Here is a 21,610-nt window from a genome sequence, read left to right on the forward strand (position 1 = left end):
CTACATCATTATTTTCTTCGGATTTAATCGTACAATATATAGCAATGGTAAAATTGCTGATAGTAGGACCGTTCCTAAACCAACAACTAAATAGGTAACAATATAGCCGAGTGAGAATTTCACTTCATAGGCATTCATAATATCATCTGCTGTTAAATCAGTAATACCTATATCATCCATAACCATAAAGGCATTCATTTGATTATTTGCGCTATTTAAAATATCACTATTTAATAGTGAATCAGAAACCATTTTTCCTAAAAAGTTCCCTGTGATCAATGATAAAATCAATGCGATTCCACTGATCAACAACATTTCAATAATTATTTGTCCCATGACGTGACTGCGCTTATCGCCAAGCGACAGATATATGCCTAACTCATGCTTACGATCACGCATAAATAATAAAACAACTAGCGAAATGATCAATAGAGTGGCAATTACAGCAATCCAAACGACATAACCGGAAATCTGAGACATTTTTTTCATACTTCCGCCAATTTGTTCATATTGATCTGCAGAAGCTTTTACTGCATAAAGATTAGGTAGTAGCGGTTGAGCTTCTTCTTTAAAAGCATCGACATCTTCTGGACTTTTCAATACATATACAGGGGTATAATAGTCCTCTTCATTTTCACCTTCGAACATCTCACTATTTGATGAAGTTTCTTTTAACTTATCTAAATAGTTCTTGTTGATCTCCAACACTGTTTTATTTGGTAAATAAACTGTGTTGATCTGCTGAAGAGACATATATTGCTGATTCATATTCTGTTCAGCATTTTTTTCTTTATCTTTTTCTTTCATTTCAACTGTCGTCGGCTCAAAGATACCAATGATTTGGATGGGTATATCCTGTTTGAATAATTCTTTTTCCTCGCCATTTTCGGTATAATCGTAACCTCTTGAATCTGCAACCATTTGATCCCCAACGGATAGACCATTTTCCTCAGCAACTTTTGATGAGATCAAACCAACATTTTTACCATTTTCAATATCCTCTTGCGTAAATACTTTCCCTTCAACCAACTTGATTTTCTTTTCTTCTATATCTAAGACTTTATTATAATTTACACCTTTTAGAGTAAAACCTTCCATCATACCAAATTCTTCTGATTCTGATGATACGCTTTTTAGCTCTTTTGTTTGAACCATTGTCATTGCATTATAATCATAATATTTTACATAAGGAGATTCTCCAATTTTCTTGATCAAATCTACCTTGAGCGGTTCAATTTCAACATCTTCTTTCATAAATTCCTCTTGATTGTTTTCATAATCAAGCTGAATCGTTGCCATACCACCCAGTTCCTTTTTCACGCTTTTTTCAACGTTTTGTGTAGACTGCTGAATCGCAATAGCACCGGCGATAACATTCCCTAATACAAAAATTACAGCAAATAAAATAAGTGACTTACCTTTTTTTCTTGTCACACTGCATAATGCACGCTTAATAAAACTCATTTTTTCATCTCCTCAAAAAGAATTTAGTTAGATACATTATTTCATAACACTGATTGATTAACAAGCAAATTTTTACTTACTGCTATAAATGTTACTTTTAAATAAATTATAAAGTTATATATTTGGAGATTTTTGAATTAAATAACAAATATTCACAAGAAAAATAAAAAAACAACAAAAACACCCGTTAACGTCCGGTATTTTTGTTGTTTTCTATTTGTTTAATTTAGGAAAAAGTCTAAACTTCTAAAAGCTCTTTTTCTTTTTCAGCTGTAATTGAATCAATATTTTTCACACTGTCATCTGTCAGCTTTTGGGCTTCTTTTTCCAGATTACGTAATTCGTCTTCAGTGATTTCGTTGTTCTTTTGTTGTTTCTTTAAATCATCAATCGCATCACGACGGATATTACGAACAGCGATTTTCGCATTTTCAGCAGCTTTTTTTACATCTTTTGCTAGTTCTTTACGTCTTTCTTCAGTCAATTGTGGGATAACTAATCGAATAACCGTCCCATCATTTGTCGGACTGATACCGATATCACTCGCTTGAATCGCTTTTTCAATATCTTCTAGTGAATTTTTATCAAACGGTGTGATCATCAAAACACGTGCTTCTGGAATATTGATTCCTGCAAGCTGATTGACAGGTGTTGGTGCACCATAATAATCAACCTGAATACGGTCTAAAAGGCTAGCATTCGCACGACCTGCACGAATTTGTCCTAGTTCACGTTGTAAGCTTTGTTCCGCTTTGCTCATTTTCTCTTTTGCTGTCGTTAAAATTGTTCCGCTCATTCCTTATTTCCCCCTTACTGTTGTTCCAATGTTTTCGCCTAAACATGCACGACGAATATTTCCTGTTTCATTTAGATTGAAGACAACTAATGGAATATCATTGTCCATACTCAATGAGCTGGCTGTTGAATCCATTACTTGTAGTCCTTTAGAGATAACATCTAAGTGTGTTAATTCTTCAAATTTAACTGCATTCGCGTCTACTTTAGGATCTGCTGAATAGACACCATCAACATTGTTCTTTGCCATCAAAATCACATCAGCATCAACTTCTGCCGCACGTAATGCCGCTGTTGTATCTGTTGAGAAATATGGATTTCCTGTACCACCAGCAAAAATCACAATACGTCCTTTTTCTAAATGACGCTCTGCCCGACGGCGAATATATGGTTCTGCAATTTGACGCATTTCGATCGATGTTTGAACACGTGTAGGAACACCTAAATTTTCTAATGTGTCTTGTAGCGCTAGCGCATTCATCACTGTAGCAAGCATTCCCATATAGTCTGCTTGTGCACGTTCCATACCCATTTGTGCACCAATTTGTCCACGCCAGATGTTTCCACCGCCAACAACGATTGCCATTTCGATACCTAATTCATGTACTTCTTTGATTTCTTCTACAATTTCTTTGATTACAGGAGGCTTAATTCCAAACCCATCTTCTCCGGCTAAAGCTTCGCCGCTTAACTTTAATACAACTCGTTGATACTTAGGTTTTACCATTTTGATTTCCCTCCACCATTTATCTATCAATAGTTTAACATATTTCGTCTATTATTTCTTTTAATTCCTAAAAAAAGGGAGCGCATCTTCATGCGTTCCCGGCTGTTTCAAAAAAAGAAACAGAACTATTTTTTGATTTGACTCATCACTTCATCTGCAAAGTTATCTTCACGTTTTTCGATTCCTTCGCCTACTTCAAAACGAGTGAATGATTTAACAGTAGCGCCTTTAGAGGCTACATATTTTTCAACTGTCATGTCAGGATCTTTAACGAATGGTTGATCCACTAATGAAATTTCAGCCTTAAATTTGTTCAAACGACCAATAACCATTTTTTCAACGATGTTCGCTGGTTTGCCTTCGTTTAATGCTTGCTCAGAAAGAATAGCTTTTTCGTGATCTAATTCTTCTTGAGGAATTTGTGATTCATTTACATAACGAGGGTTGATCGCTGCAACGTGCATCGCAACATCTTTCGCAACTTCTTCGTCAGTTGTGCCATCTAATACTGTCAATACAGCGATACGGCCACCCATGTGTAAATAAGCACCAAATGCAGCATCGTCAGCTTTTTCAACTAACTCAAAGCGACGGAAGCTGATTTTTTCGCCGATAACAGTTGTAGCTTCTACTAACTCAGACTCAATAGTTCCTTTGTCTGTTTTAAGTGCCAAAGCTTCTTCCATAGATGCTGGTTTATTTTTTGCGATTTCAGTCGCGATTTTCTTAACTAAGTCTTGGAACATTTCATTTTTAGATACGAAGTCAGTTTCTGAGTTCACTTCAACGATTGCTGCAAAGTTTCCATCAGTAGAAACATTTGCTAAACCTTCTGCTGCTACACGATCATTTTTCTTAGCTGCTTTTGCCATGCCTTTTTCGCGTAGGTAATCCACAGCCGCATCCATGTTTCCTTCTACTTCTACTAACGCTCTTTTTGCGTCCATCATACCGACACCAGTCATGTCGCGTAATTCTTTAACTAATTTTGCTGAAATATCTGCCATTTTCTTGTTCCTCCTAAAGTTTTAAAAGCGTAACAGGCTCGTTTAACCTTGACTGAAAAATAGGAAAAATTGTTTGAGACGCTTCTTGTCTCACTCCATTTTTATCTTTTTTCCGAAAGGTTAGCCTGCTTAGCTAGATAGTTTTGAAAGCATAGCTACTTGTCTTTACGAGAGATAGCTCTTGTTTGCTTAAAAAAAGCTATCTCAAAGGTAAAATCAGGCTTTTGTTCGCCTAGCCTTCAAGACAGCTCTGTAATTTTATATTATTCTGCTGATTCGTTGCTGCCTTCAACAACATCAACGATTTCTTCGATAGAAGTTGCAGCTTCTGGTGCTTCTTCAGTGAATGTTTCTTCAACGACTTGATCTTCACCTTGGTTTCCTTCGATGAATGCATCAGCCATTTTAGCAGTGATCAATTTAACCGCACGAATCGCATCATCATTTGATGGGATTACTACGTCGATTTCATCAGGATCACAGTTTGTATCAACCATCGCAACGATTGGGATGTTCAATTTTTGTGCTTCTTGAACAGCAATGCGCTCTTTACGAGGGTCAACGATGTACATTACATCTGGAATTCTAGGCATATCAGCGATACCGCCTAAGAATTTTTCTAAACGTTCACGTTGTTTGTTTAAGCCAACAACTTCTTTTTTAGGAAGTACATCGAATGTTCCGTCTTCTTCCATTTTGTTGATGTCTTTCAAACGTTTGATACGTTTTTGGATTGTATCCCAGTTCGTTAGAGTTCCACCTAACCAACGGTGGTTAACGTAGAATTGACCTGAACGAATCGCTTCATCTTTGATCGCTTCTTGTGCTTGTTTTTTTGTACCTACGAATAATGCAACACCGCCATCTTCAGCAACGTTTTTCATGTAATCGTAAGCAGCATCTACTAATTTAACTGTTTTTTGTAAGTCAATGATGTAGATTCCGTTTCTTTCTGTGAAGATGTATTTCTTCATTTTTGGGTTCCAGCGACGAGTTTGGTGACCAAAATGTACGCCGGCTTCTAGTAATTGTTTCATAGAAATTACTGCCATGATTTGTTTCCTCCAATTGGTTTTTATTTGTTCCCTCTCCCGTTCTCAGCTTTATAAGGAACTGCTAATCGCAGCACCGCCTTACAAATCAAACAAGGATGTGGATTTAGTGTTTTCACACCGTTAATTAGTATAACTTACTCTTATAGATATTTCAACAATAAAATAACTTTTTTCAGAAATTCGTTTTTAACTATACGTTTACATTCTCTCTCAGTTACTGCTTAAAAAATAGATTGGACATAACTCCACAAGTTACGTCCAATCTATTTCAGAAATCTTTTCAATAAAACTATTCGTTGTGCATCAAGACAGCGCGATCATTCAATGGCTGAATTTCACGATTATTATGGTCATAGAATTTTTGGAATTCTTTGATTTGTTCTGCAGAAACTTGAACCGGATTTTTTAACACATACCATTCTACATTTTCAGAAAGTGGCGGTGTAGTCAATGAGCCTAAATAGTGATAATAGCTTTTGTTTTCTGGAAACATTGTTTCGATATCAGTAATTTCATTATCAGATTGATTTTTCACATCATCCAAAACTTCTTGGAATCCTTTATTTTCCTTACCCTCTTCGAAGAAAACACCGATAACGGCAATTCTTCCATCTTGAGCTTGATTGACAAAATGGACTTCCATTGGGTAATGCTTTCCATCAACAGTATGCTCACTTTGAGCATGGAAATGAAATTGCGTTAACTCAAAATTACGCTGATTGATTACCGCAGAGCCTGAATCAGCCAATTGTATACTATGTCCATTATTTTCAGCCTTAGTGATTTTAGCACTATAATTTAATGTAATGTTTCCTTGATCTGTCATCTCTTTTGCTGCTGAAGCTGGAATATCTATCGGTGACTGCATTTTTCCTGCAACCTGTTCCCATTCTTCTTGTGCATCATAGTCTAAATGAGCAGATTCTTTTTTTGTTGTACTTTCTTGTGTGTGTGAAAAACTTTCATTTGTCTTAGTTGCGGCTTGCTGATTGCAAGCTGTTACTAATAGCAATGATGGTAATACCATTGACATAAGCAACATTTTTTTCATACTTGTATCCTTCTTTCGATCGAATCATTATATTCTTAGTGTAAAACATAGCTATGCTCTATTTATTCTTTGCCGGCTAAAGTATTATACTAATTTTTTTTTAGCAATTCAATCAAAAAAAATAAATTATTTCCGATGTTATTTTATTCAAAATTCGAATTATAAATGATACATCAAAATCCCTGCAGCGATTGCTACATTCAATGACTCTGCTTTACCAACGATTGGAATGTAAACTGTCTGATCGACCATTTCCAATAATTCTCTTGAAACACCCTGCCCCTCATTTCCCATGATCAAAGCATAGTTTTCTTGTTTCGGTAACGTCTGATAAACAACTGCTTCTTTATTTAGTTCAGTGCCATAGACAGAAATCTCATTTTTCTGAAACCCTTCGATTACCTCTATAAGCGGCAAACGAAAAATCGGCAAATGATAATTACTTCCCTGCATTGCCCGAAGAACTTTCGTGTTATAAATATCAGCACAGCCAGAACCTAAAACAACACCAGTCAATCCGGCAGCATCTGCTGTACGAATCATAGTACCTACATTTCCTGGATCTTGTACATTATCTAACAATAACCACCGTCCACTGTAAGATAATACTTGTTCACGATCTGGCATCTTAACAACCGCCGCCATTCCTTGTGGTGTTGGCAGCTCCGAAAGAGAATTCAATATTTCCTCTGTCACGAGAATAAAGCGATCATCCTCATGTAAAGCAATCCATTCCGCCCATTCTTCTAATCCACGCTGGTTGATCAAAATCCATTCGACTTTTGCATTTGCTTTGATTGCTTCTTCGATTAAATGAAACCCTTCTATTAGATAACGTTGTTGTAATTCTCTATGTTTTTTTATTTTTAATTTTTTTACTTCTTTTATCATTGTATTTTTACTAGACAAAATTTCTTTCATTTTTACACCTCACCAATGGTATTATAACATGACTGCTCAATCTCAAACAATCGCTTCTTTTGCTTGTCATGTAGATAAAAAAACGCTATCATTAACAATAAGATAAAAACGAGGTGCACACTTATGAGAAAAGTACGCATGAATGTTCAAGGCAGAGTACAGGGTGTTGGTTTTCGCTATATGACTAAGCTTGTGGCAGATGAGCTTGGTATCACAGGAACCGTCCGGAATGAAGACGATGGTTCTGTTTCAATTGAAGCATTCGGTACGGATGAAAAAATGGCTCAGTTTATTCAAAAAGTCAAAGACTCTCCTAGCCCTGCTGGTCGGGTCACTTATGTTGATCTTCAAGACGATCCTTTGCTTGAAGAGTATTCTACTTTTAGAGTTACTAACTAAGCGAAGTAACTGATGAAGGATCCGACTCAGACTTGAGGCGGATTCTTCTATTTTTTATTGAAAAAAAACGCTTTTTCAAGTATAGTTAGAAATGTGCAAATTTTTTAGAAAAGGACAGAGTGAAATGCAAAAATTAAATAAGTGGCTACTGGGCTCCGGTCTGTTCAGCCTGGTGTTATTTTTATCAGGTTGTGTCAAAACAGGATCTGACGGTCAACCCACAGGTGAAGGCATCATCTATAATTTCTTGGTAAAACCAATGAGCAGCGCTATTACATATCTTGTTGATAATTTCAACTGGAACTACGGCTGGGCCATTATCTTTATCACGATCATCGTACGACTTGTTATCATGCCATTAGGATTAAATCAATCGAAAAAAAGTATGATCCAAACGGAAAAAATGCAAGCGATCAAGCCTCAGCTTGATGCGGCACAAGCAAAATTAAAAGAAGCGACCACTCGAGAAGAACAAATGCAGGCGCAAGCAGAATTACAATCTGTCTACAAAGAAAACAATATGAGTATGATGGGCGGTATCGGCTGTCTACCATTACTGATCCAAATGCCGATTTTCTCTGCCCTATTTTTTGCAGCTCGTTACACGAAAGGAATCAGCGAAGCTAGTTTCTTTGGAGTCAATCTTGGTCAACCAAGTATGATCTTCGTCATTTTGGCCGGAGTTGCTTATTTATTACAAGGATACCTTTCAACGATTGGTATTCCAGAAGAACAAAAGAAAACGATGAAATCCATGTTGATCGTTTCACCTTTAATGATCGTCTTCATGTCGATTAGCTCTCCTGCCGGTGTTACACTTTACTGGGTCGTCGGTGGTATCTTCACTTGTATCCAAACATTTATCACAAACATATTATTAAAACCAAGAATCAAAGCGCAGGTTGCGGAGGAATTGAAAAAGAATCCGCCTAAACAAGTAGTAACACCTAGAAAAGATGTTACTCCAGCTGATTTGAAACCAGCAGAAAAAACACCTACGAAAACAACTAGCTCACCTAAAGGTCGAAACGCTGGTAAACAAAAGAGAAAATAAGAAAAGGACTGAGACGTAACTTTTAGAGTTGTGTCTCAGTCCTTTTTAAAATAAATAGACAACAAATGCAGAAATCTTCCTTTGAAAACCCGCTCCAACTTCTGTTTTATTCGTTACTTGTGATACCATTCAAAAATAAATCCACCACTTGATCGATCGTCAATGTGGTTGTTCGCTGCTCTGCTTTGATGTATGGTGATAATGTATTCAAGAAATGAGTTGTTGCTATTTCCGGAGTAACTCCGGAACGTATCGGAAAATCACTTGTTTTAAACAGACGGAGCAATGGCTCTTTATAGGATTGATTCCAAAGCATAAATAATTTATATTGGGTTTCTTCCATCAATTTTGTATTAAAATCATGCATCATCAAATCAAAATCAAAAGGATGTTTCGTTTTTAAGCATTCAGCAAATCTTTTTAATTTACTAACCGTATCTAGTGTCTGATCCTCCACTATCACAACTAATTCTTCATTTACATCACTTAATAACGTTTCAATGACACCAATATAGACTTCTTCTTTATTTTTAAAATGATGATACAAATTGGGTTGTGTTACTTCAGCCAACTGTGCAATTTGTCTCGTAGATGTCCCTAAATAACCATTATCCATGAACAATCTAGTTGCTACTTGAATGATTCGATCTCTCGTGTTTACAGTTTCTTTTTCCATTTACATTGCCACCTATAATTGATATGACTCTTATTTTAACAGAAATAATTGAAGAAAAACATATCAGCTAGCTTTCTTTTTAGATAAAAGAAATAAATCATACAAACAAAAGAGCGAAATCAGCAATAAACAAATCATAACGGTTGTAATGATCACTGGATAGGCGCCATTCCAACCATCTGCTGAACGATGCTTCACTAATATACCATAATACGCCCAAAGTGTAGCTATTCCATAGGCGATATCTCTATTCTTAATAATTGTTGCACCAATGATCGCCACGCCAACAAGTAAAATGACTACTGTCCACACTTGCTGATTGTCTTGTAAAAAGGCAATATTTTTATCAGCTAAAAAGGCAGTGATATTCGCAATCGTTGCAATCGTGATCCAGCCAAAGTACACACTAAAAGGCAAACGTATAAAAAAGTAATCGCTCTTAGTCAAAGACATCATTGCTAACATTCTGTTGCAATAAATCAAGGTGATCAATAATCCTAACATAATAAAAATCGTGATATTGATGTATAAATATTGCCAGACAACTAACCAAAGACCATTCAAAACTGAAGACATAATAAAGACCAAACGTAGCTTATGTGCTATCTGTCTATCAGCTAAAATCGACCCTTTTTTTGGTTTTATCCATTGATATACAACAAAGGCCCCGAGTAGTAAGTAAATAACTGACCAAATCGAAAACGTAAGTCCTGCTGGAGCAAATAAATTTGAATAACTATCTGAAACTTCCTGTGTCGTCATTCCATTCATCGGCAATAAGACCGCCGCCGCATTCACACCGATCATCACAACGTAGATGATTGGAACCAGCCACTGATACACTTCTTTTTTCATCTGGTTCATGTTAACTCCTCCTTCTTTATAATCCTTTCTTTCCAATAAAAGGGACAAACTTTGGTGTTTTTGCCGCATACGCTAAAAAGTCTGGCCGTTCTTTATATTTCTTTTCAAGCAAAGGTACACCCGAAACAAATAATAATAATAAGGTGATCGTCAAAGGACCAATGATTCCCCACAAATTACGAACCTCATTCAAACTGACCAAAAAGATGCCCCACCAGCTAAGTGCTTCTCCAAAGTAATTTGGGTGTCGAGTCAATGACCATAAACCAGTTGTCAATAACTTCCCATGATTCGTTTTATCCTGTTTAAATTTTGCTAGTTCATAATCACCGATCACTTCAAAACCAAATCCAAGTAACCAAATAACAATTCCAGCTCCATTCCACCAGTAAAAAGAATTGGAGGAACCGGTAACAACCAGTAAAATCGGTAACGATACGATCATAAGCAATACACCTTGTAATACAAAAACATTCAAGTAAGCTTTCAATTTTGCAAAATGTGTGCCCCAACGTTTACGCATATTTACATAGCGATAATCTTCCGGCTTACCAATATTTCTTTTCGCCAAGTGAAGAAACAAGCGAATTCCCCAAACTGCAACTAAACATACGATGATTGTACTCACTTTTGTTTTATTCGGCATGATTACATAACCCGTTAGTGCAACGATAACAAAACCGATTCCCCATGCTAAATCCACGATCGAATTGTTTTTCAAATATTGCGCCCAAAAGAATAATGCCGTGAAGTAAACAAATAATACCCCTATTATGATCCAAATCGTCATCCTAATTTCCTCCTCTATCTGCTAATTCAACTGCCACTGCAACACATCCTTGTCCCGCACTTAAAGCAACAACTGAAGAAATATCCATGATATAGCTTGCAGGCAACTCGAACTCTGTTTCCAATTTTTTACTCCAAACCTCAGCTTTTTCGAAAGAATCAGCATGAAGGACCGCATAGTTTTTTATTCCTTGCGACTTATACATCATTTTTAGTTTTTTGAAAATTTTCCGTTCATTTCCTTCTAAACTAAATGAAAAATCGCTGAGCTTCCCTTCTCCTTCTTTACTTAAACTGACGATCGGCTTTACATTGATCCTTTTTGCCGCTCTCCCAGCGATTTGCGGAATCCTTCCCGAATCAATCATTGGATTCAGATCGTCAACACTCACTAAGATCTCTATATGCTCCCGCTTCTTTTTGATATGTTCAACAATCGTTTCAAAAGCTAATCCTTCTTTGATCCACTCATTTGCTTTCATCACTAAAAGGCCTTGGGCTCCTGAATTAAGTCGAGAATCGATCACTTCGATACGAGCTTGTGATGTCGTTCTTTTTACCGCTTGTTTTACCGCCTGAAATGTTCCACTCAGTTTGTCTGCTACCGTAATGACAATGACCGAATCATATTTATTTTCTAAAAATGAAAAAAGATTTTCAACAGTTCTCACAGCTGGCTGTGCACTTGTTGCACGTTGCTTTTGCTTTTTCATCAAAGTGAATAAATGTTGGTTTTGAATCGTTACTTTATCGATATAGCTCGTTTCACCTAATAAAATATTCATGGGTAAAACATGGATTTGTTCCCTCAATAAATAATCTGCAGGTAAATCTGCGATCGAGTCAGTGACTAACGCGATAGAAGCCTTTTTTTCCTGACTAATTTGGTATTGTAAAAGCATATCATCAGCCTTTTGTTGTCGTATAGCTCCGATTTCTCCCACTATTTCCAAAACCGTAGTAGGTTCATTCGAGTGGATATGGATTCTTGCCTTCCCACGATTAACTGCCACGATCAGTGAATCTCCCAAATGTTTGATTTTGTCTTGAATTTCCTGTTTTGTTAACTCTACTTGATCTAAAAGAACTTCAGTACAATAGCGATAAGCTGGTTCTTCCGTGTCAGGATGTGTCATTGCCTGAAACGTTGGACTAGACGGAATTTCATCACTCACTCCATGTTGGCTTCCACTTTTTTTATCTATAAAAGCTTGCGTGAATCCTTTGATAAAAACGTAAAATCCTCGTGCTCCAGCATCAACGACTTGATTCTTTTTGAGCACCTTTAACTGCTCAGTTGTATTCTCCAATGCTTCTTTTGCAGCAGTTAGTGCTGCAGATAATTTTACTTCAAGTGTCGATCTTTGCTCTCCTTCGTTTAATGCTTCTGCCCAAGAACGCATCACTGTAATGATCGTTCCCTCTACTGGATTTTCAATCGCTTGATAGGCTTCACTTATAGCAGATTTCACACTACTCACAAAACTTTTCACCGAATTTTTTTCTTCTGAATCTAATAGGTGCGTGTAAATTCCATTGAAATATTGTGCAAAAATAATCCCGGAATTGCCTCTAGCACCAATCAAAGCTGCGTCAGCAACTTTTTCAAAAACATCAAGGACCGACTGTGATTCTTCATGTGTTACTTCTAGTATCGATTGCATTAACGAGGCTAAATTACTACCAGTATCTCCATCTGAAACTGGAAAAACATTGATTTGATTTAATTCTTTCTTCTCGTTAATCAATTGAATTGCTCCTTGTTGAAAAGCAAATAATAATTCTTGATGATCGATCAGTTGATTAACCGTTTCCTTTTCCATGGGTCATTTACCTCCAGTTGAAATGTTCAGCAATATAAACAGTGATTCCACAGGTTGTTGCTGTTACAAACATTCCCCAAATTAAATCAATGATAGTTATAATTCCTGGCCAGTTGTTCAACGTTGCTAGATTAGTTAAATCATACGTTCCATAACAAACTAGACCAAATAGAGCGCCAGCTCCGATGGCAAAAAGCAAACTTTCCTTTTCGATTGCTGGTTGGATGACAAAAAATAATACAGCAACAACATAAATGAGATAAAATATCACTGCCGGTAAGATTTTGGTTTGTCCCATTAAATCGCCTAAATAATTTTGGTACATTTTCTTAGAAATCAAAAATAGCCAGATAAAATCAAGGATCAAAAAAACTAAAGCGGTGGTACCAAAAAGTTTAAATGAAAAATTCATGTATGTTCCCTCCTAAAATAAAAAATGATACGATTACCTTATCAATTGATAAGGTAATCGTATCATGCTTAAAAAAATTAGAAAACTATTTTGCTCATTAGAGAAAACACAGATACTATTTGGGAAATCTTTTTACTTTATTCTATTACTTTACGATCAATAAATCTAAACTTGCTAAAGATAAAGCCATTTTAGCAATACGATTCAGTTCATTCAAACGATTTGTTTTCACACGTTCATCTTCGACCATTACCATGGTTTCATCAAAATAACGCTCGATCAATGGACGTAGATCAACTAACGCTTGATAATTTTCTGCCATCGTTTTATCTTTAAAGCCATCTTCAACAGCATTGACCGCTTTGTTCAGCTCTTTTTCAGCATCATTTTCAAACAAGGTCACATCTACTTCTGCTGATTGCTCCTGTCCTTTTTTAGCTAAATTGATCACACGTGTCAACGCTTCGATCGATGGTTTAAATTCTTTATCCAACAGATGATTTTTGATGATCGCTGCTGATGAAAAGAGTTTCGTTAAATCTTTTTGTTCTGCAGAGATCACAGCATCGATCACATCGTGACGTACATCTTTTGTCAATAATAATTGGCGCAAACGAGCTTTGACGAAGTCGATCACTTCTGCTTGTCCACTGTTCAATTGAATACCATATTTTTTGTCATCTGCATTGATCGCAGCATCGATCTCTCTCTGTAATTGATCAAGCGGGAATTTCCAGTTCTTGTTTTCAATAATGCGAATCACACCATATGTTTGACGACGTAGCGCATACGGATCATTCGAACCGCTAGGAATCATCCCCACGGTAAAGAATGAAAAGACACTATCCAACTTATCTGCAATGGCTAAGACTGCACCAATATCAGAAACAGGCAGGTCACCTTCACTTGAAGTCGGCATATAATGCTCTTTGATTGCTTGGGCCACTGCAGGAGTCTCTCCTTGAAGTAAGGCATATTTTTCTCCCATGATTCCTTGAAGCTCTGGGAATTCGCCTACCATATTAGTGACTAAATCAAATTTATAGATCTCAGAAGCACGTTTCAATTCTGTCAATTCATTTTCTGAAAGGCCAACTTCTTTACCAATCACTTGTCCGATAAGTCCTACACGCTGCATTTTTTCATAAATCGTTCCAATTTTCTCGTGGAAAGTCACGTGTTTCAATTTATCGACACACTCTTCGATCGTTAATTTCTTGTCTTCACTATAGAAAAATTCAGCATCTTCCAAACGAGCGATCAACACTTTTTCATTTCCTTTGATGACATTTTCAAGGTGTACATCATTTCCATTTCGAACTGAAATAAAATGCGGCAGCAACATTCCTTGATCATTACGTACCTCAAAATAACGTTGATGCTCTTTCATGGATGTTACCAAAACTTCATCTGGTACCGACAAATACTTTTCATCAAAACCACCAACAAAAGCAGTTGGATACTCAACTAGATTGGTTACCTCTTCCAGTAATTTTTCATCTAAATCTAAGGTCCAACGATTTTTTTCTGCTAATTGTTCAGCTTGAGCAACAATCATTGCTTTTCTTTCAGTTGGATCGACAATCACATACTGCTCTTTCATTTTCGCTTCATATTCTTTAGAATGCGTTATTGTCACATCATCGCCTAAAAAGCGATGACCACGTGATTGATTACTCGTCTCCACATCCAAAACAGAAAAAGGAATGATCTCGTCTCCTAAGAGTGCAACCAACCAATGGATCGGACGAATATATTCAAAATCATAGTTAGCCCAATGCATCGTTACAGGAAAGGTCAGACTTGTGATCACATCTTTTAATCCACTTAATACATTGATCGTTTTTTGACCATGATTATGCTTTGTGACATATACGTATTCTACTCCATTCAATTCCTTGAATGTTATCGCATCTGTTGTTAGTCCTTGCCCTCTAACAAAACCTTCAGCTGCTTTACTCCAATTCCCCTGATCATCTTGAGCAATTTTTCTTGCCGGTCCTTTGACCTCTTCCTGGGTGTCTTCTTGTTGTTCAGGTAATTGAGTGACACGAACAGCTAAACGACGAGGCGTTGAGAAACTTTGAACTGTTTCATACGCTAAATTATTTTCCTCTAAAAATTTCACTACTTTTTGTTCTAATTGTAAACGGCTTGGAGTGACAATATGTGCTGGGATTTCTTCCAATCCAATTTCAAGTAATAGATCTTTCGCCATATTAGTTAGCCTCCTTCGTAACTTGTTCTTCTTTATTTAATAATGGGAATCCTAATTTTTCACGCTCTGCAACAAAAATCTTCGCTACTGCACGTGCCATATTTCTAATACGTGCGAGATATCCTGCACGTTCAGTTACGGACACTGCACCGCGAGCATCCAGTAAATTAAAAGTATGGCTGCATTTTAAAATGTAATCATAAGCTGGATGCACTAGATTTTCATCAATGCAGCGTTTCGCTTCTTTTTCAAATTTATCAAAGTTTTCTAATAGCATCTCTTGGTCACTGATTTCAAATGAGTATTTTGAATGCTCATATTCAGGCTGATTGAAAATTTCCCCATATTTTACGCCATTAGTCCACTCTAGGTCATACACACTTTCAACTTCTTGAATATAAGAAGCCAGACGTTCGATCCCGTAAGTGATCTCAGATGTCACCGGATGGCAAGCTAAGCCGCCCACTTGTTGGAAATAGGTGAACTGAGTGATCTCCATACCGTCAAGCCAAACTTCCCAGCCCAAACCAGCACAGCCCATTGAAGGATTTTCCCAGTTGTCCTCTACAAAACGAATATCATGAGCTAACGGATCGATTCCAAGTAATTCTAAGCTTTCTAGGTATAACTCTTGAATATTTTCTGGTGAAGGTTTCATCACCACTTGAAATTGATGATGTTGATAAAGTCTATTAGGATTCTCTCCATAACGACCGTCAGCAGGACGACGTGACGGTTCAACATAAGCCGCATTCCATGGCTCAGGTCCAATCGCTCGCAAAAAAGTATACGGACTCATCGTCCCTGCCCCTTTTTCCGTATCATAGGACTGCATGAGCATACAGCCATTTGACGACCAAAATTTTTGCAACGTTAAAATCATATCTTGTACAGTAAGTTTCTTCTCCATTGAGATCCTCCTTAATATAAAAGCGGAACAAATCGTTTAATCCTGTAGAAAATTAGGAAATTGACTTTGAGGTGATTTTTACCTCATTGACAATTTATCTATTTTCCTAAGGATTGATTTGTGCAGCTAGATAATACAAATGATCAACACTTTCTTTCGAAAGTCTTGTACTGTTCAACATCAACTCAATTATTTTCGTTGTGTTTCTCAGCAAATGATCAACACTTTCTCCGAAAGTCTTGTACTGTTCAACATCAACTCAATTATTTTCGTTGTGTTTCTCAGCAAATCAAAAAGTCCCTATGCCTCTAAGAGACATAGGGACGAATAATCGCGGTTCCACCCTACTTCCGGCATTTGCCGACAGCTTCATTTACCATACTCAAAAGCGCCCTTCAAAAGTTGCTAGTATCTGGCTCACACGCTCCCAGACTCGCTAAACAAGCAGATCTTTTTACTCCTCTTTATCAATGTATGTATTTAATTCCTCTTTATCATAATCTTTACAGCGTACGTTGTCAAATGATTTTGTAATACTATGAAAGAATGAACAAAATAAATGTTCAAAGATCAATTTTTTAACTCGTCATCCAGCTCATCTGTGTTCTTTCGCTTTGGAATACGTAAAGTATCTTCCCAACTTTTCATTTGATCGATAAATTTCTTGCTCTTTAGATGAATTCCTACATATTCATCGTACAATTCATCGATCATTTGTCGAATCGCTGTTTTCGTTTCTGCCTTTACATTGATATCTTGAACTTTATCATAGGAAATTGCGGCAAACAAGCGAACAAAGTGAACCGCTCTAGGATCTGCATGATAACGATGTTCGTCCAATTGCCAATGACGTTCACAAAGTACACCACTATACTTAGATGAATAATCAAATTTCCCTCTTGTCTCCTGACAAATCGCACAGTGTGACCATTCAGGAGTAATGCCAAAACGATTTAGTAATTGAATTTCAAAAATATTCGTAATAATTTCGGCATCTTTTTCATCATTCAACAAAGTTAGCGCCTGAAAAGTAAAATGATACAAATTAGGATCATATACGCGATCTTCAATAGCAGCATCCACCAAGTTTAGGATGTATGTCGCATAGGCATTGATAAAAATATCTTCTTGAATTTTACGAAAATGTGTAACTTCTTTACTGCCATTCAAAAAAGACAGTCCCTCTTCTCTAAAATCCCCAATATAAGTAGCTTCTGTAAATGGTAAAATTGCAGGAGTGATCGGATTGTTCTTCCGATGTGCTCCTTTCACAAAGAACATTAATTTGCCAAATGACTCTGTGAAAATTTTGACTAATTTATCTTTTTCTTTGTAATCCTTCGTAAAAAGAATCATCCCTTTTGTTTCACCCAATGTCATTTCCAAACCTCCGTTCTTACTTACCTTAAGAAAAGAACAATTCTACACAGCAGAATTGTTCTTTCAATCATTAATAATCGTCTTTACGGTAACCAAAGTCCTGTAAATGAACTTTTTTATCACGCCAATCTTTTTGTACTTTTACCCAAAGTTCTAAATAGACTTTATCATCAAGTAAATGTTCAATATCTTGCCGTGCTTTCGTACCGATTTGTTTCAACATTTTACCGCCTTTACCAATAATGATTCCTTTTTGGCTATCTCGTTCAACGATGATCGTCGCTTGGATATGAACTTTATCATTCTCATCCCTTTTCATGGAATCAACAACCACTGCAACTGAATGAGGAATTTCATCTCGAGTCAACAGTAAGACTTTTTCACGAACTAATTCAGAAACAATAAAATATTCTGGGTGATCTGTTACTTGATCGTCCGGGAAATATTGCGGACCTTCAGGCATTTGAGAAACCAAAACATCCATCAATCGCTCCACATTATTTCCTTCTGTAGCGGAAATTGGCACAACTTCCGTAAATGTCATTTGGCTCGTATAGTCTTCAATGATTCCCAGCAATTGATCAGGATGAACCGTATCGATTTTATTGATGACTAAATAGACCGGACTATTCATCGCTTTCAGACGCTCGATAATAAAATCATCACCTTTACCTCTCTTTTGATCTGCACTGATCATAAATAAGGTTGCATCCACTTCACGTAATGCGCTATAAGCAGCTTCCACCATAAAATCACCCAAACGATGTTTAGGTTTGTGAATCCCCGGTGTATCAATAAAAACGATTTGTGCTTCAGGGACTGTATAGATTCCCTGAATTTTATTTCTTGTTGTCTGTGCCTTGTCACTCATGATCGCAATCTTTTGTCCGACAATACGATTCAATAAAGTAGATTTTCCAACATTTGGTCTTCCTACAATAGCCACAAATCCAGATTTATGTGCTTCTGTCATTACTTCTCTCCTCTATAAAAAGTCTTTTATTATTTGCCATATTTTAGGAACAAACAAAAGTAGTCCTACGATAACAGCAAAGCCGCTAGTCAAAAGAACAGCTCCAGCAGCCATATCTTTGATCTTTTTCCCAATTGGGTGAAAATGAAAATCCGTAAACATATCAACAACATTTTCAAAGACCGTATTGATGATTTCGACGACCAGCACAAGAAAAATCGCCAGCAGTAGCCATAACCATTCTGCTATCGATAGTCTAAAAACAAAACCGATAACAACAGCCAATATTCCCATCAATACATGAGTACGCATATTTCTTTCTTCTTTAAATACCGTTTTGATTCCTTGAAGAGCAAACTCCAGTGAAGCAATAAAATGTTTATTTTTCTCTGTCTGTTTATCTTTTAAGTCCATAGGCATCTAAGATCTCTTTCTGTAAACCAAACATTTCCTTCTCATCTTCTGGTTCCATATGATCATAGCCATTCAAATGAAGAAAACCATGTACCGCTAAAAAACCTAGCTCTCGTTCAAAAGTATGTCCATATTCTGCTGCTTGTTCTGCTGCTCTTTCAGTAGAAATCATCAGATCGCCTAGATTCCTAGGGAAAATATCGTCTTCGTCTTCAAAAATGATCTGCAGTTCATCTTCTCCTTCTTCTTCCAAAGCAAAACTGATCACATCTGTCGGTACATCTTTTCCTCTATAATCCCTATTGATCACTTGAATGCCTGCATTATCCATAAAAGTCACGGAAATCTCAGTATCATCCGAAATTTCAAGAAAATCAGCTGCAAACTGCAACAAATCCTCCACTTCTTTTAAATGTGGTTCTGACAAGTTGTTTGTTTCATCAATGAATGTTATATCCATTAGTCATCTCTCTTTTCTTGTTCATCTTTCATTTTTTCCGCTTCTGATTTCATTTTCGGATATTTAATTCTTGAATGGAACGTGCTACATAGTCCACTGGTTAATGACTTCTCGATGATCCTGATTTCTTTCATCGTCAATCCACAATCATCCAGCTGGCCATCTGAGATCCGATCTTGAATCACATTATGCACAAACGCTTGGATCTTCTCATTTGTTGGATGATCCATTGCACGTACCGCAGCTTCACAGGTATCTGCGATGCTGACGATCCCCGCTTCTCTTGTTTGCGGCTTAGGACCTGGATAACGGAAATCTTCTTCAGCGATTTCCGGATTACGTTCTTTAGCTTTTACGTAGAAAAACTTCATCAATGTAGTCCCATGATGCTGACGACAAATATCGATCACCATTTCAGGCATACGATATTCTTCTAAAATCTTTGCACCATCAATGACATGACCAAAAATAATCTGCTTGCTGTCTTCCGGTAATAGAAAATTATGCGGGTTTTCGGCTCCGGCAGGTAAATTTTCCACAAAGAAATTGGCATGTTTGATTTTTCCAATATCATGATAATAGCAAGCAACACGCGTCAATAGAGATCGACCGCCGATTTCAGCAACTGCATTAGCACTTAAACTAGCAACCATCATACTATGATGATACGTTCCTGGTGCCTCTTCCAACAGTCGTTTCAACAACGGATGATTTGGATTGCTCAACTCATTCAAGATGATCATACTGTCATCAGTCACAAGCAACTCAATATATGGATGAAGCCCCATAGTAGCTAGGAAAGATAATACCGTTCCAGCTAGTGCACAAATCATCATTGTCCAAGATTTCCCATCAAACAAACTCATTCCTTGATAAACGATCAAGACAAAGTCTAAACAAACAGGAAAAATGATTACCCAAAATACAGCTACCATCCCCTGCTCACTAATTCGTGTCCGTTTAACGACTGTGGCAAGCAAGCCGGAAAATAGATAGCTGACAATGATGATCGTCAAAGAATTCGTTCCAATAGAATTATAGAAAACAAACAAAGCAAAAATCACTTGAAAAATAGCGGCAAGAATCCCTGCTCTGCGGTTAACAAAGTAATTCAATACCAAAGGTGTAAACGCCGCTGGGAAAAATAATGACACGTAAGCCATCTGTTCTGTCTGAAAAATTTGGAAAAACTTCATAAGCAGCACACTTAATGACATGGCTGCTACATAAAACAAAATAAAGTGACGGCGTTTGCCTTCTTCTGTTACTTGCTTTGTAAAGAAAATCAAGACAAGCACTTGTAAAACAATCGCTAATCCTAGAGCAACCATTGGAAATACAGAGGTACTTTGATTGGTCATCCCTAAAAGTTCAAGTTTCTCCATCGCTTTACTGTCGATCTGTGTTCCTTCACGAACAATGATCTCTCCTTGATAGATCATTGCGGGCGGGACAGCATCCATCGCATTTTGACGCATTTCTTTTGTCTTTTTATCATTTGCAAAATCATTTGCGACAATTCCTTCATTGACGAGATAACGAATTTCCTGTTGCATCACACTGGTCACATCGAGAAACTGAATCTTCTCGATCGCACTTTGGCGAATACTCTCCAAGTCAGCTTCACGAACATGATCTTTCATTTTATCATCAATGATTTTTAAGCTTTCTGTTTTTACTTGTTGGATTTGCGTCGCATCCAAAGAAAAGATATTTTGATAAAAGACATTTGGAAATTTTTGATAGAAAGCCACTTCATCTTGATCTAGCTGTTCAAATTGCGATTTTAAGTTGGCTACCCTTTCCTCAATGGTCGGTTTCGGAATGGTTTCATCTTTTTTAGCTTTTGCTTTTTTCTCTTCGTAATCTTTATCTGTTTTTTCATTTGCAGTAGTGATCAGTTTAAAGAGCTTTTCAATTCGTTTATGCTGAATACCAGCAGTCTCTTCCTGATAAATATATTCTGGAGTGACTGCTTCTGCTGCTAATTTTTTCTTTTGCTCTGTCTCATAGGTATTTTCAACATTTTTATTAGCACGAATTGTGTTTTCAGCTAGTTGCCCTTCTTTGATTTCAACTTTTTTCTGATGAACACTACCAAACATGATCACGAATAAGAAACAGGAAAAAACCAATAATAAAATCGGAATAAACGCTTTTCCTAACTTATCACGTAATCTTATTAATGAATACTTCAACGGAATTCTCACTCCTTTCC

The 21,610-nt window shown here is 36.8% G+C and carries 21 protein-coding genes; 2 read left to right on the top strand and 19 right to left on the bottom strand.

Annotated features, from left to right (window positions below):
- The 7 genes from CC204_RS03580 to CC204_RS03610 all read right to left on the bottom strand — a co-directional run bounded on the left by CC204_RS03580 (position 1) and on the right by CC204_RS03610 (position 7,020).
- Positions 1 to 1,464, bottom strand: coding sequence for an ABC transporter permease (locus tag CC204_RS03580; protein WP_088268859.1), 1,464 nt, complete (start codon positions 1,462 to 1,464; stop codon positions 1 to 3).
- Positions 1,465 to 1,702: 238 nt separating this feature from the next.
- Entirely contained in the window at positions 1,703 to 2,260 is a 558-nt protein-coding gene (frr, locus tag CC204_RS03585; protein WP_088268860.1) for a ribosome recycling factor, read from the bottom strand.
- A 3-nt stretch (positions 2,261 to 2,263) separates the two neighbouring features.
- The gene (gene pyrH / locus CC204_RS03590; RefSeq protein WP_069665001.1) at positions 2,264 to 2,986 is read right to left on the bottom strand and encodes a UMP kinase; all 723 of its coding nucleotides are present in this window, start codon (positions 2,984 to 2,986) and stop codon (positions 2,264 to 2,266) included.
- A gap of 125 nt (positions 2,987 to 3,111) precedes the next feature.
- Positions 3,112 to 3,993: a translation elongation factor Ts gene (gene tsf / locus CC204_RS03595; RefSeq protein ID WP_088268861.1), complete on the bottom strand. Its 882-nt coding sequence runs from the start codon at positions 3,991 to 3,993 to the stop codon at positions 3,112 to 3,114.
- Between the two features lie 263 nt (positions 3,994 to 4,256).
- A complete protein-coding gene (gene rpsB, locus CC204_RS03600; RefSeq protein ID WP_069664999.1) occupies positions 4,257 to 5,045 on the bottom strand; it encodes a 30S ribosomal protein S2 in 789 nt (262 codons plus the stop codon).
- Between the two features lie 292 nt (positions 5,046 to 5,337).
- Positions 5,338 to 6,099, bottom strand: a complete 762-nt coding sequence (locus CC204_RS03605; protein WP_088268862.1) for a carbonic anhydrase — start codon at positions 6,097 to 6,099, stop codon at positions 5,338 to 5,340.
- A 159-nt stretch (positions 6,100 to 6,258) separates the two neighbouring features.
- Complete coding sequence (locus tag CC204_RS03610; protein ID WP_088268863.1) at positions 6,259 to 7,020, bottom strand: TrmH family RNA methyltransferase; 762 nt, start codon at positions 7,018 to 7,020, stop codon at positions 6,259 to 6,261.
- Positions 7,021 to 7,143: 123 nt separating this feature from the next.
- Between CC204_RS03610 and CC204_RS03615 the strand changes: the two genes are divergently transcribed.
- Positions 7,144 to 7,419: an acylphosphatase gene (locus tag CC204_RS03615; protein ID WP_088268864.1), complete on the top strand. Its 276-nt coding sequence runs from the start codon at positions 7,144 to 7,146 to the stop codon at positions 7,417 to 7,419.
- Positions 7,420 to 7,543: 124 nt separating this feature from the next.
- Entirely contained in the window at positions 7,544 to 8,473 is a 930-nt protein-coding gene (gene yidC / locus CC204_RS03620) for a membrane protein insertase YidC (protein ID WP_088268865.1), read from the top strand.
- 106 nt (positions 8,474 to 8,579) lie between these two features.
- Here the strand turns inward: yidC and CC204_RS03625 are convergent, their stop codons facing one another.
- From CC204_RS03625 to CC204_RS03680, 12 genes are all read right to left on the bottom strand, one after another.
- A complete protein-coding gene (locus CC204_RS03625) occupies positions 8,580 to 9,149 on the bottom strand; it encodes a TetR/AcrR family transcriptional regulator (protein ID WP_088268866.1) in 570 nt (189 codons plus the stop codon).
- A 63-nt stretch (positions 9,150 to 9,212) separates the two neighbouring features.
- Positions 9,213 to 10,013, bottom strand: coding sequence for a tryptophan-rich sensory protein (locus tag CC204_RS03630; RefSeq protein ID WP_227011228.1), 801 nt, complete (start codon positions 10,011 to 10,013; stop codon positions 9,213 to 9,215).
- Positions 10,014 to 10,029: 16 nt separating this feature from the next.
- Positions 10,030 to 10,803 (bottom strand): DUF1295 domain-containing protein, encoded by a 774-nt coding sequence (locus CC204_RS03635; RefSeq protein ID WP_088268867.1) that lies wholly within the window; start codon positions 10,801 to 10,803, stop codon positions 10,030 to 10,032.
- A 1-nt stretch (position 10,804) separates the two neighbouring features.
- Positions 10,805 to 12,625 (bottom strand): DAK2 domain-containing protein, encoded by a 1,821-nt coding sequence (locus tag CC204_RS03640; RefSeq protein WP_088268868.1) that lies wholly within the window; start codon positions 12,623 to 12,625, stop codon positions 10,805 to 10,807.
- A gap of 7 nt (positions 12,626 to 12,632) precedes the next feature.
- Positions 12,633 to 13,037, bottom strand: coding sequence for a DUF2177 family protein (locus CC204_RS03645; protein WP_088268869.1), 405 nt, complete (start codon positions 13,035 to 13,037; stop codon positions 12,633 to 12,635).
- A gap of 145 nt (positions 13,038 to 13,182) precedes the next feature.
- Positions 13,183 to 15,255 carry a glycine--tRNA ligase subunit beta gene (gene glyS, locus CC204_RS03650; protein ID WP_088268870.1) on the bottom strand — a complete coding sequence of 691 codons (2,073 nt, stop codon included), beginning with the start codon at positions 15,253 to 15,255 and terminating at the stop codon, positions 13,183 to 13,185.
- Between the two features lies 1 nt (position 15,256).
- Positions 15,257 to 16,165 carry a glycine--tRNA ligase subunit alpha gene (gene glyQ, locus CC204_RS03655; RefSeq protein WP_087640210.1) on the bottom strand — a complete coding sequence of 303 codons (909 nt, stop codon included), beginning with the start codon at positions 16,163 to 16,165 and terminating at the stop codon, positions 15,257 to 15,259.
- Between the two features lie 570 nt (positions 16,166 to 16,735).
- Positions 16,736 to 17,545 (bottom strand): DNA repair protein RecO, encoded by an 810-nt coding sequence (gene recO, locus CC204_RS03660; protein WP_088268871.1) that lies wholly within the window; start codon positions 17,543 to 17,545, stop codon positions 16,736 to 16,738.
- A gap of 70 nt (positions 17,546 to 17,615) precedes the next feature.
- Positions 17,616 to 18,518, bottom strand: a complete 903-nt coding sequence (gene era, locus CC204_RS03665; protein WP_088268872.1) for a GTPase Era — start codon at positions 18,516 to 18,518, stop codon at positions 17,616 to 17,618.
- A 12-nt stretch (positions 18,519 to 18,530) separates the two neighbouring features.
- Positions 18,531 to 18,932, bottom strand: coding sequence for a diacylglycerol kinase family protein (locus CC204_RS03670; RefSeq protein ID WP_188634477.1), 402 nt, complete (start codon positions 18,930 to 18,932; stop codon positions 18,531 to 18,533).
- Positions 18,916 to 19,392, bottom strand: a complete 477-nt coding sequence (gene ybeY, locus CC204_RS03675) for an rRNA maturation RNase YbeY (protein WP_088268874.1) — start codon at positions 19,390 to 19,392, stop codon at positions 18,916 to 18,918. The genes CC204_RS03670 and ybeY overlap by 17 nt, the downstream gene beginning before the upstream one ends.
- Entirely contained in the window at positions 19,392 to 21,590 is a 2,199-nt protein-coding gene (locus CC204_RS03680; RefSeq protein ID WP_088268875.1) for an HD family phosphohydrolase, read from the bottom strand. The genes ybeY and CC204_RS03680 overlap by 1 nt, the downstream gene beginning before the upstream one ends.
- Positions 21,591 to 21,610: the final 20 nt, after the last annotated feature.

The organism is Enterococcus wangshanyuanii (genome assembly GCF_002197645.1).
In the GTDB taxonomy this organism is placed as follows: Bacteria; Bacillota; Bacilli; order Lactobacillales; family Enterococcaceae; genus Enterococcus_L; species Enterococcus_L wangshanyuanii.

Excerpts from the sequence above, each read along its gene's own strand:
- CC204_RS03640 (WP_088268868.1), bottom strand. The coding sequence starts at position 12,625 with ATGGAAAAGGAAACGGTTAATCAACTGATCGATCATCAAGAATTATTA.
- recO (WP_088268871.1), bottom strand. The coding sequence starts at position 17,545 with ATGACATTGGGTGAAACAAAAGGGATGATTCTTTTTACGAAGGATTAC.
- frr (WP_088268860.1), bottom strand. The coding sequence starts at position 2,260 with ATGAGCGGAACAATTTTAACGACAGCAAAAGAGAAAATGAGCAAAGCG.
- glyQ (WP_087640210.1), bottom strand. The coding sequence starts at position 16,165 with ATGGAGAAGAAACTTACTGTACAAGATATGATTTTAACGTTGCAAAAA.
- CC204_RS03615 (WP_088268864.1), top strand. The coding sequence starts at position 7,144 with ATGAGAAAAGTACGCATGAATGTTCAAGGCAGAGTACAGGGTGTTGGT.
- rpsB (WP_069664999.1), bottom strand. The coding sequence starts at position 5,045 with ATGGCAGTAATTTCTATGAAACAATTACTAGAAGCCGGCGTACATTTT.
- CC204_RS03625 (WP_088268866.1), bottom strand. The coding sequence starts at position 9,149 with ATGGAAAAAGAAACTGTAAACACGAGAGATCGAATCATTCAAGTAGCA.
- CC204_RS03580 (WP_088268859.1), bottom strand. The coding sequence starts at position 1,464 with ATGAGTTTTATTAAGCGTGCATTATGCAGTGTGACAAGAAAAAAAGGT.
- ybeY (WP_088268874.1), bottom strand. The coding sequence starts at position 19,392 with ATGGATATAACATTCATTGATGAAACAAACAACTTGTCAGAACCACAT.
- glyS (WP_088268870.1), bottom strand. The coding sequence starts at position 15,255 with ATGGCGAAAGATCTATTACTTGAAATTGGATTGGAAGAAATCCCAGCA.
- CC204_RS03670 (WP_188634477.1), bottom strand. The coding sequence starts at position 18,932 with ATGGACTTAAAAGATAAACAGACAGAGAAAAATAAACATTTTATTGCT.
- yidC (WP_088268865.1), top strand. The coding sequence starts at position 7,544 with ATGCAAAAATTAAATAAGTGGCTACTGGGCTCCGGTCTGTTCAGCCTG.
- CC204_RS03610 (WP_088268863.1), bottom strand. The coding sequence starts at position 7,020 with ATGAAAGAAATTTTGTCTAGTAAAAATACAATGATAAAAGAAGTAAAA.
- tsf (WP_088268861.1), bottom strand. The coding sequence starts at position 3,993 with ATGGCAGATATTTCAGCAAAATTAGTTAAAGAATTACGCGACATGACT.
- CC204_RS03630 (WP_227011228.1), bottom strand. The coding sequence starts at position 10,013 with ATGAACCAGATGAAAAAAGAAGTGTATCAGTGGCTGGTTCCAATCATC.
- CC204_RS03645 (WP_088268869.1), bottom strand. The coding sequence starts at position 13,037 with ATGAATTTTTCATTTAAACTTTTTGGTACCACCGCTTTAGTTTTTTTG.
- pyrH (WP_069665001.1), bottom strand. The coding sequence starts at position 2,986 with ATGGTAAAACCTAAGTATCAACGAGTTGTATTAAAGTTAAGCGGCGAA.
- CC204_RS03605 (WP_088268862.1), bottom strand. The coding sequence starts at position 6,099 with ATGAAAAAAATGTTGCTTATGTCAATGGTATTACCATCATTGCTATTA.
- CC204_RS03635 (WP_088268867.1), bottom strand. The coding sequence starts at position 10,803 with ATGACGATTTGGATCATAATAGGGGTATTATTTGTTTACTTCACGGCA.
- era (WP_088268872.1), bottom strand. The coding sequence starts at position 18,518 with ATGACAGAAGCACATAAATCTGGATTTGTGGCTATTGTAGGAAGACCA.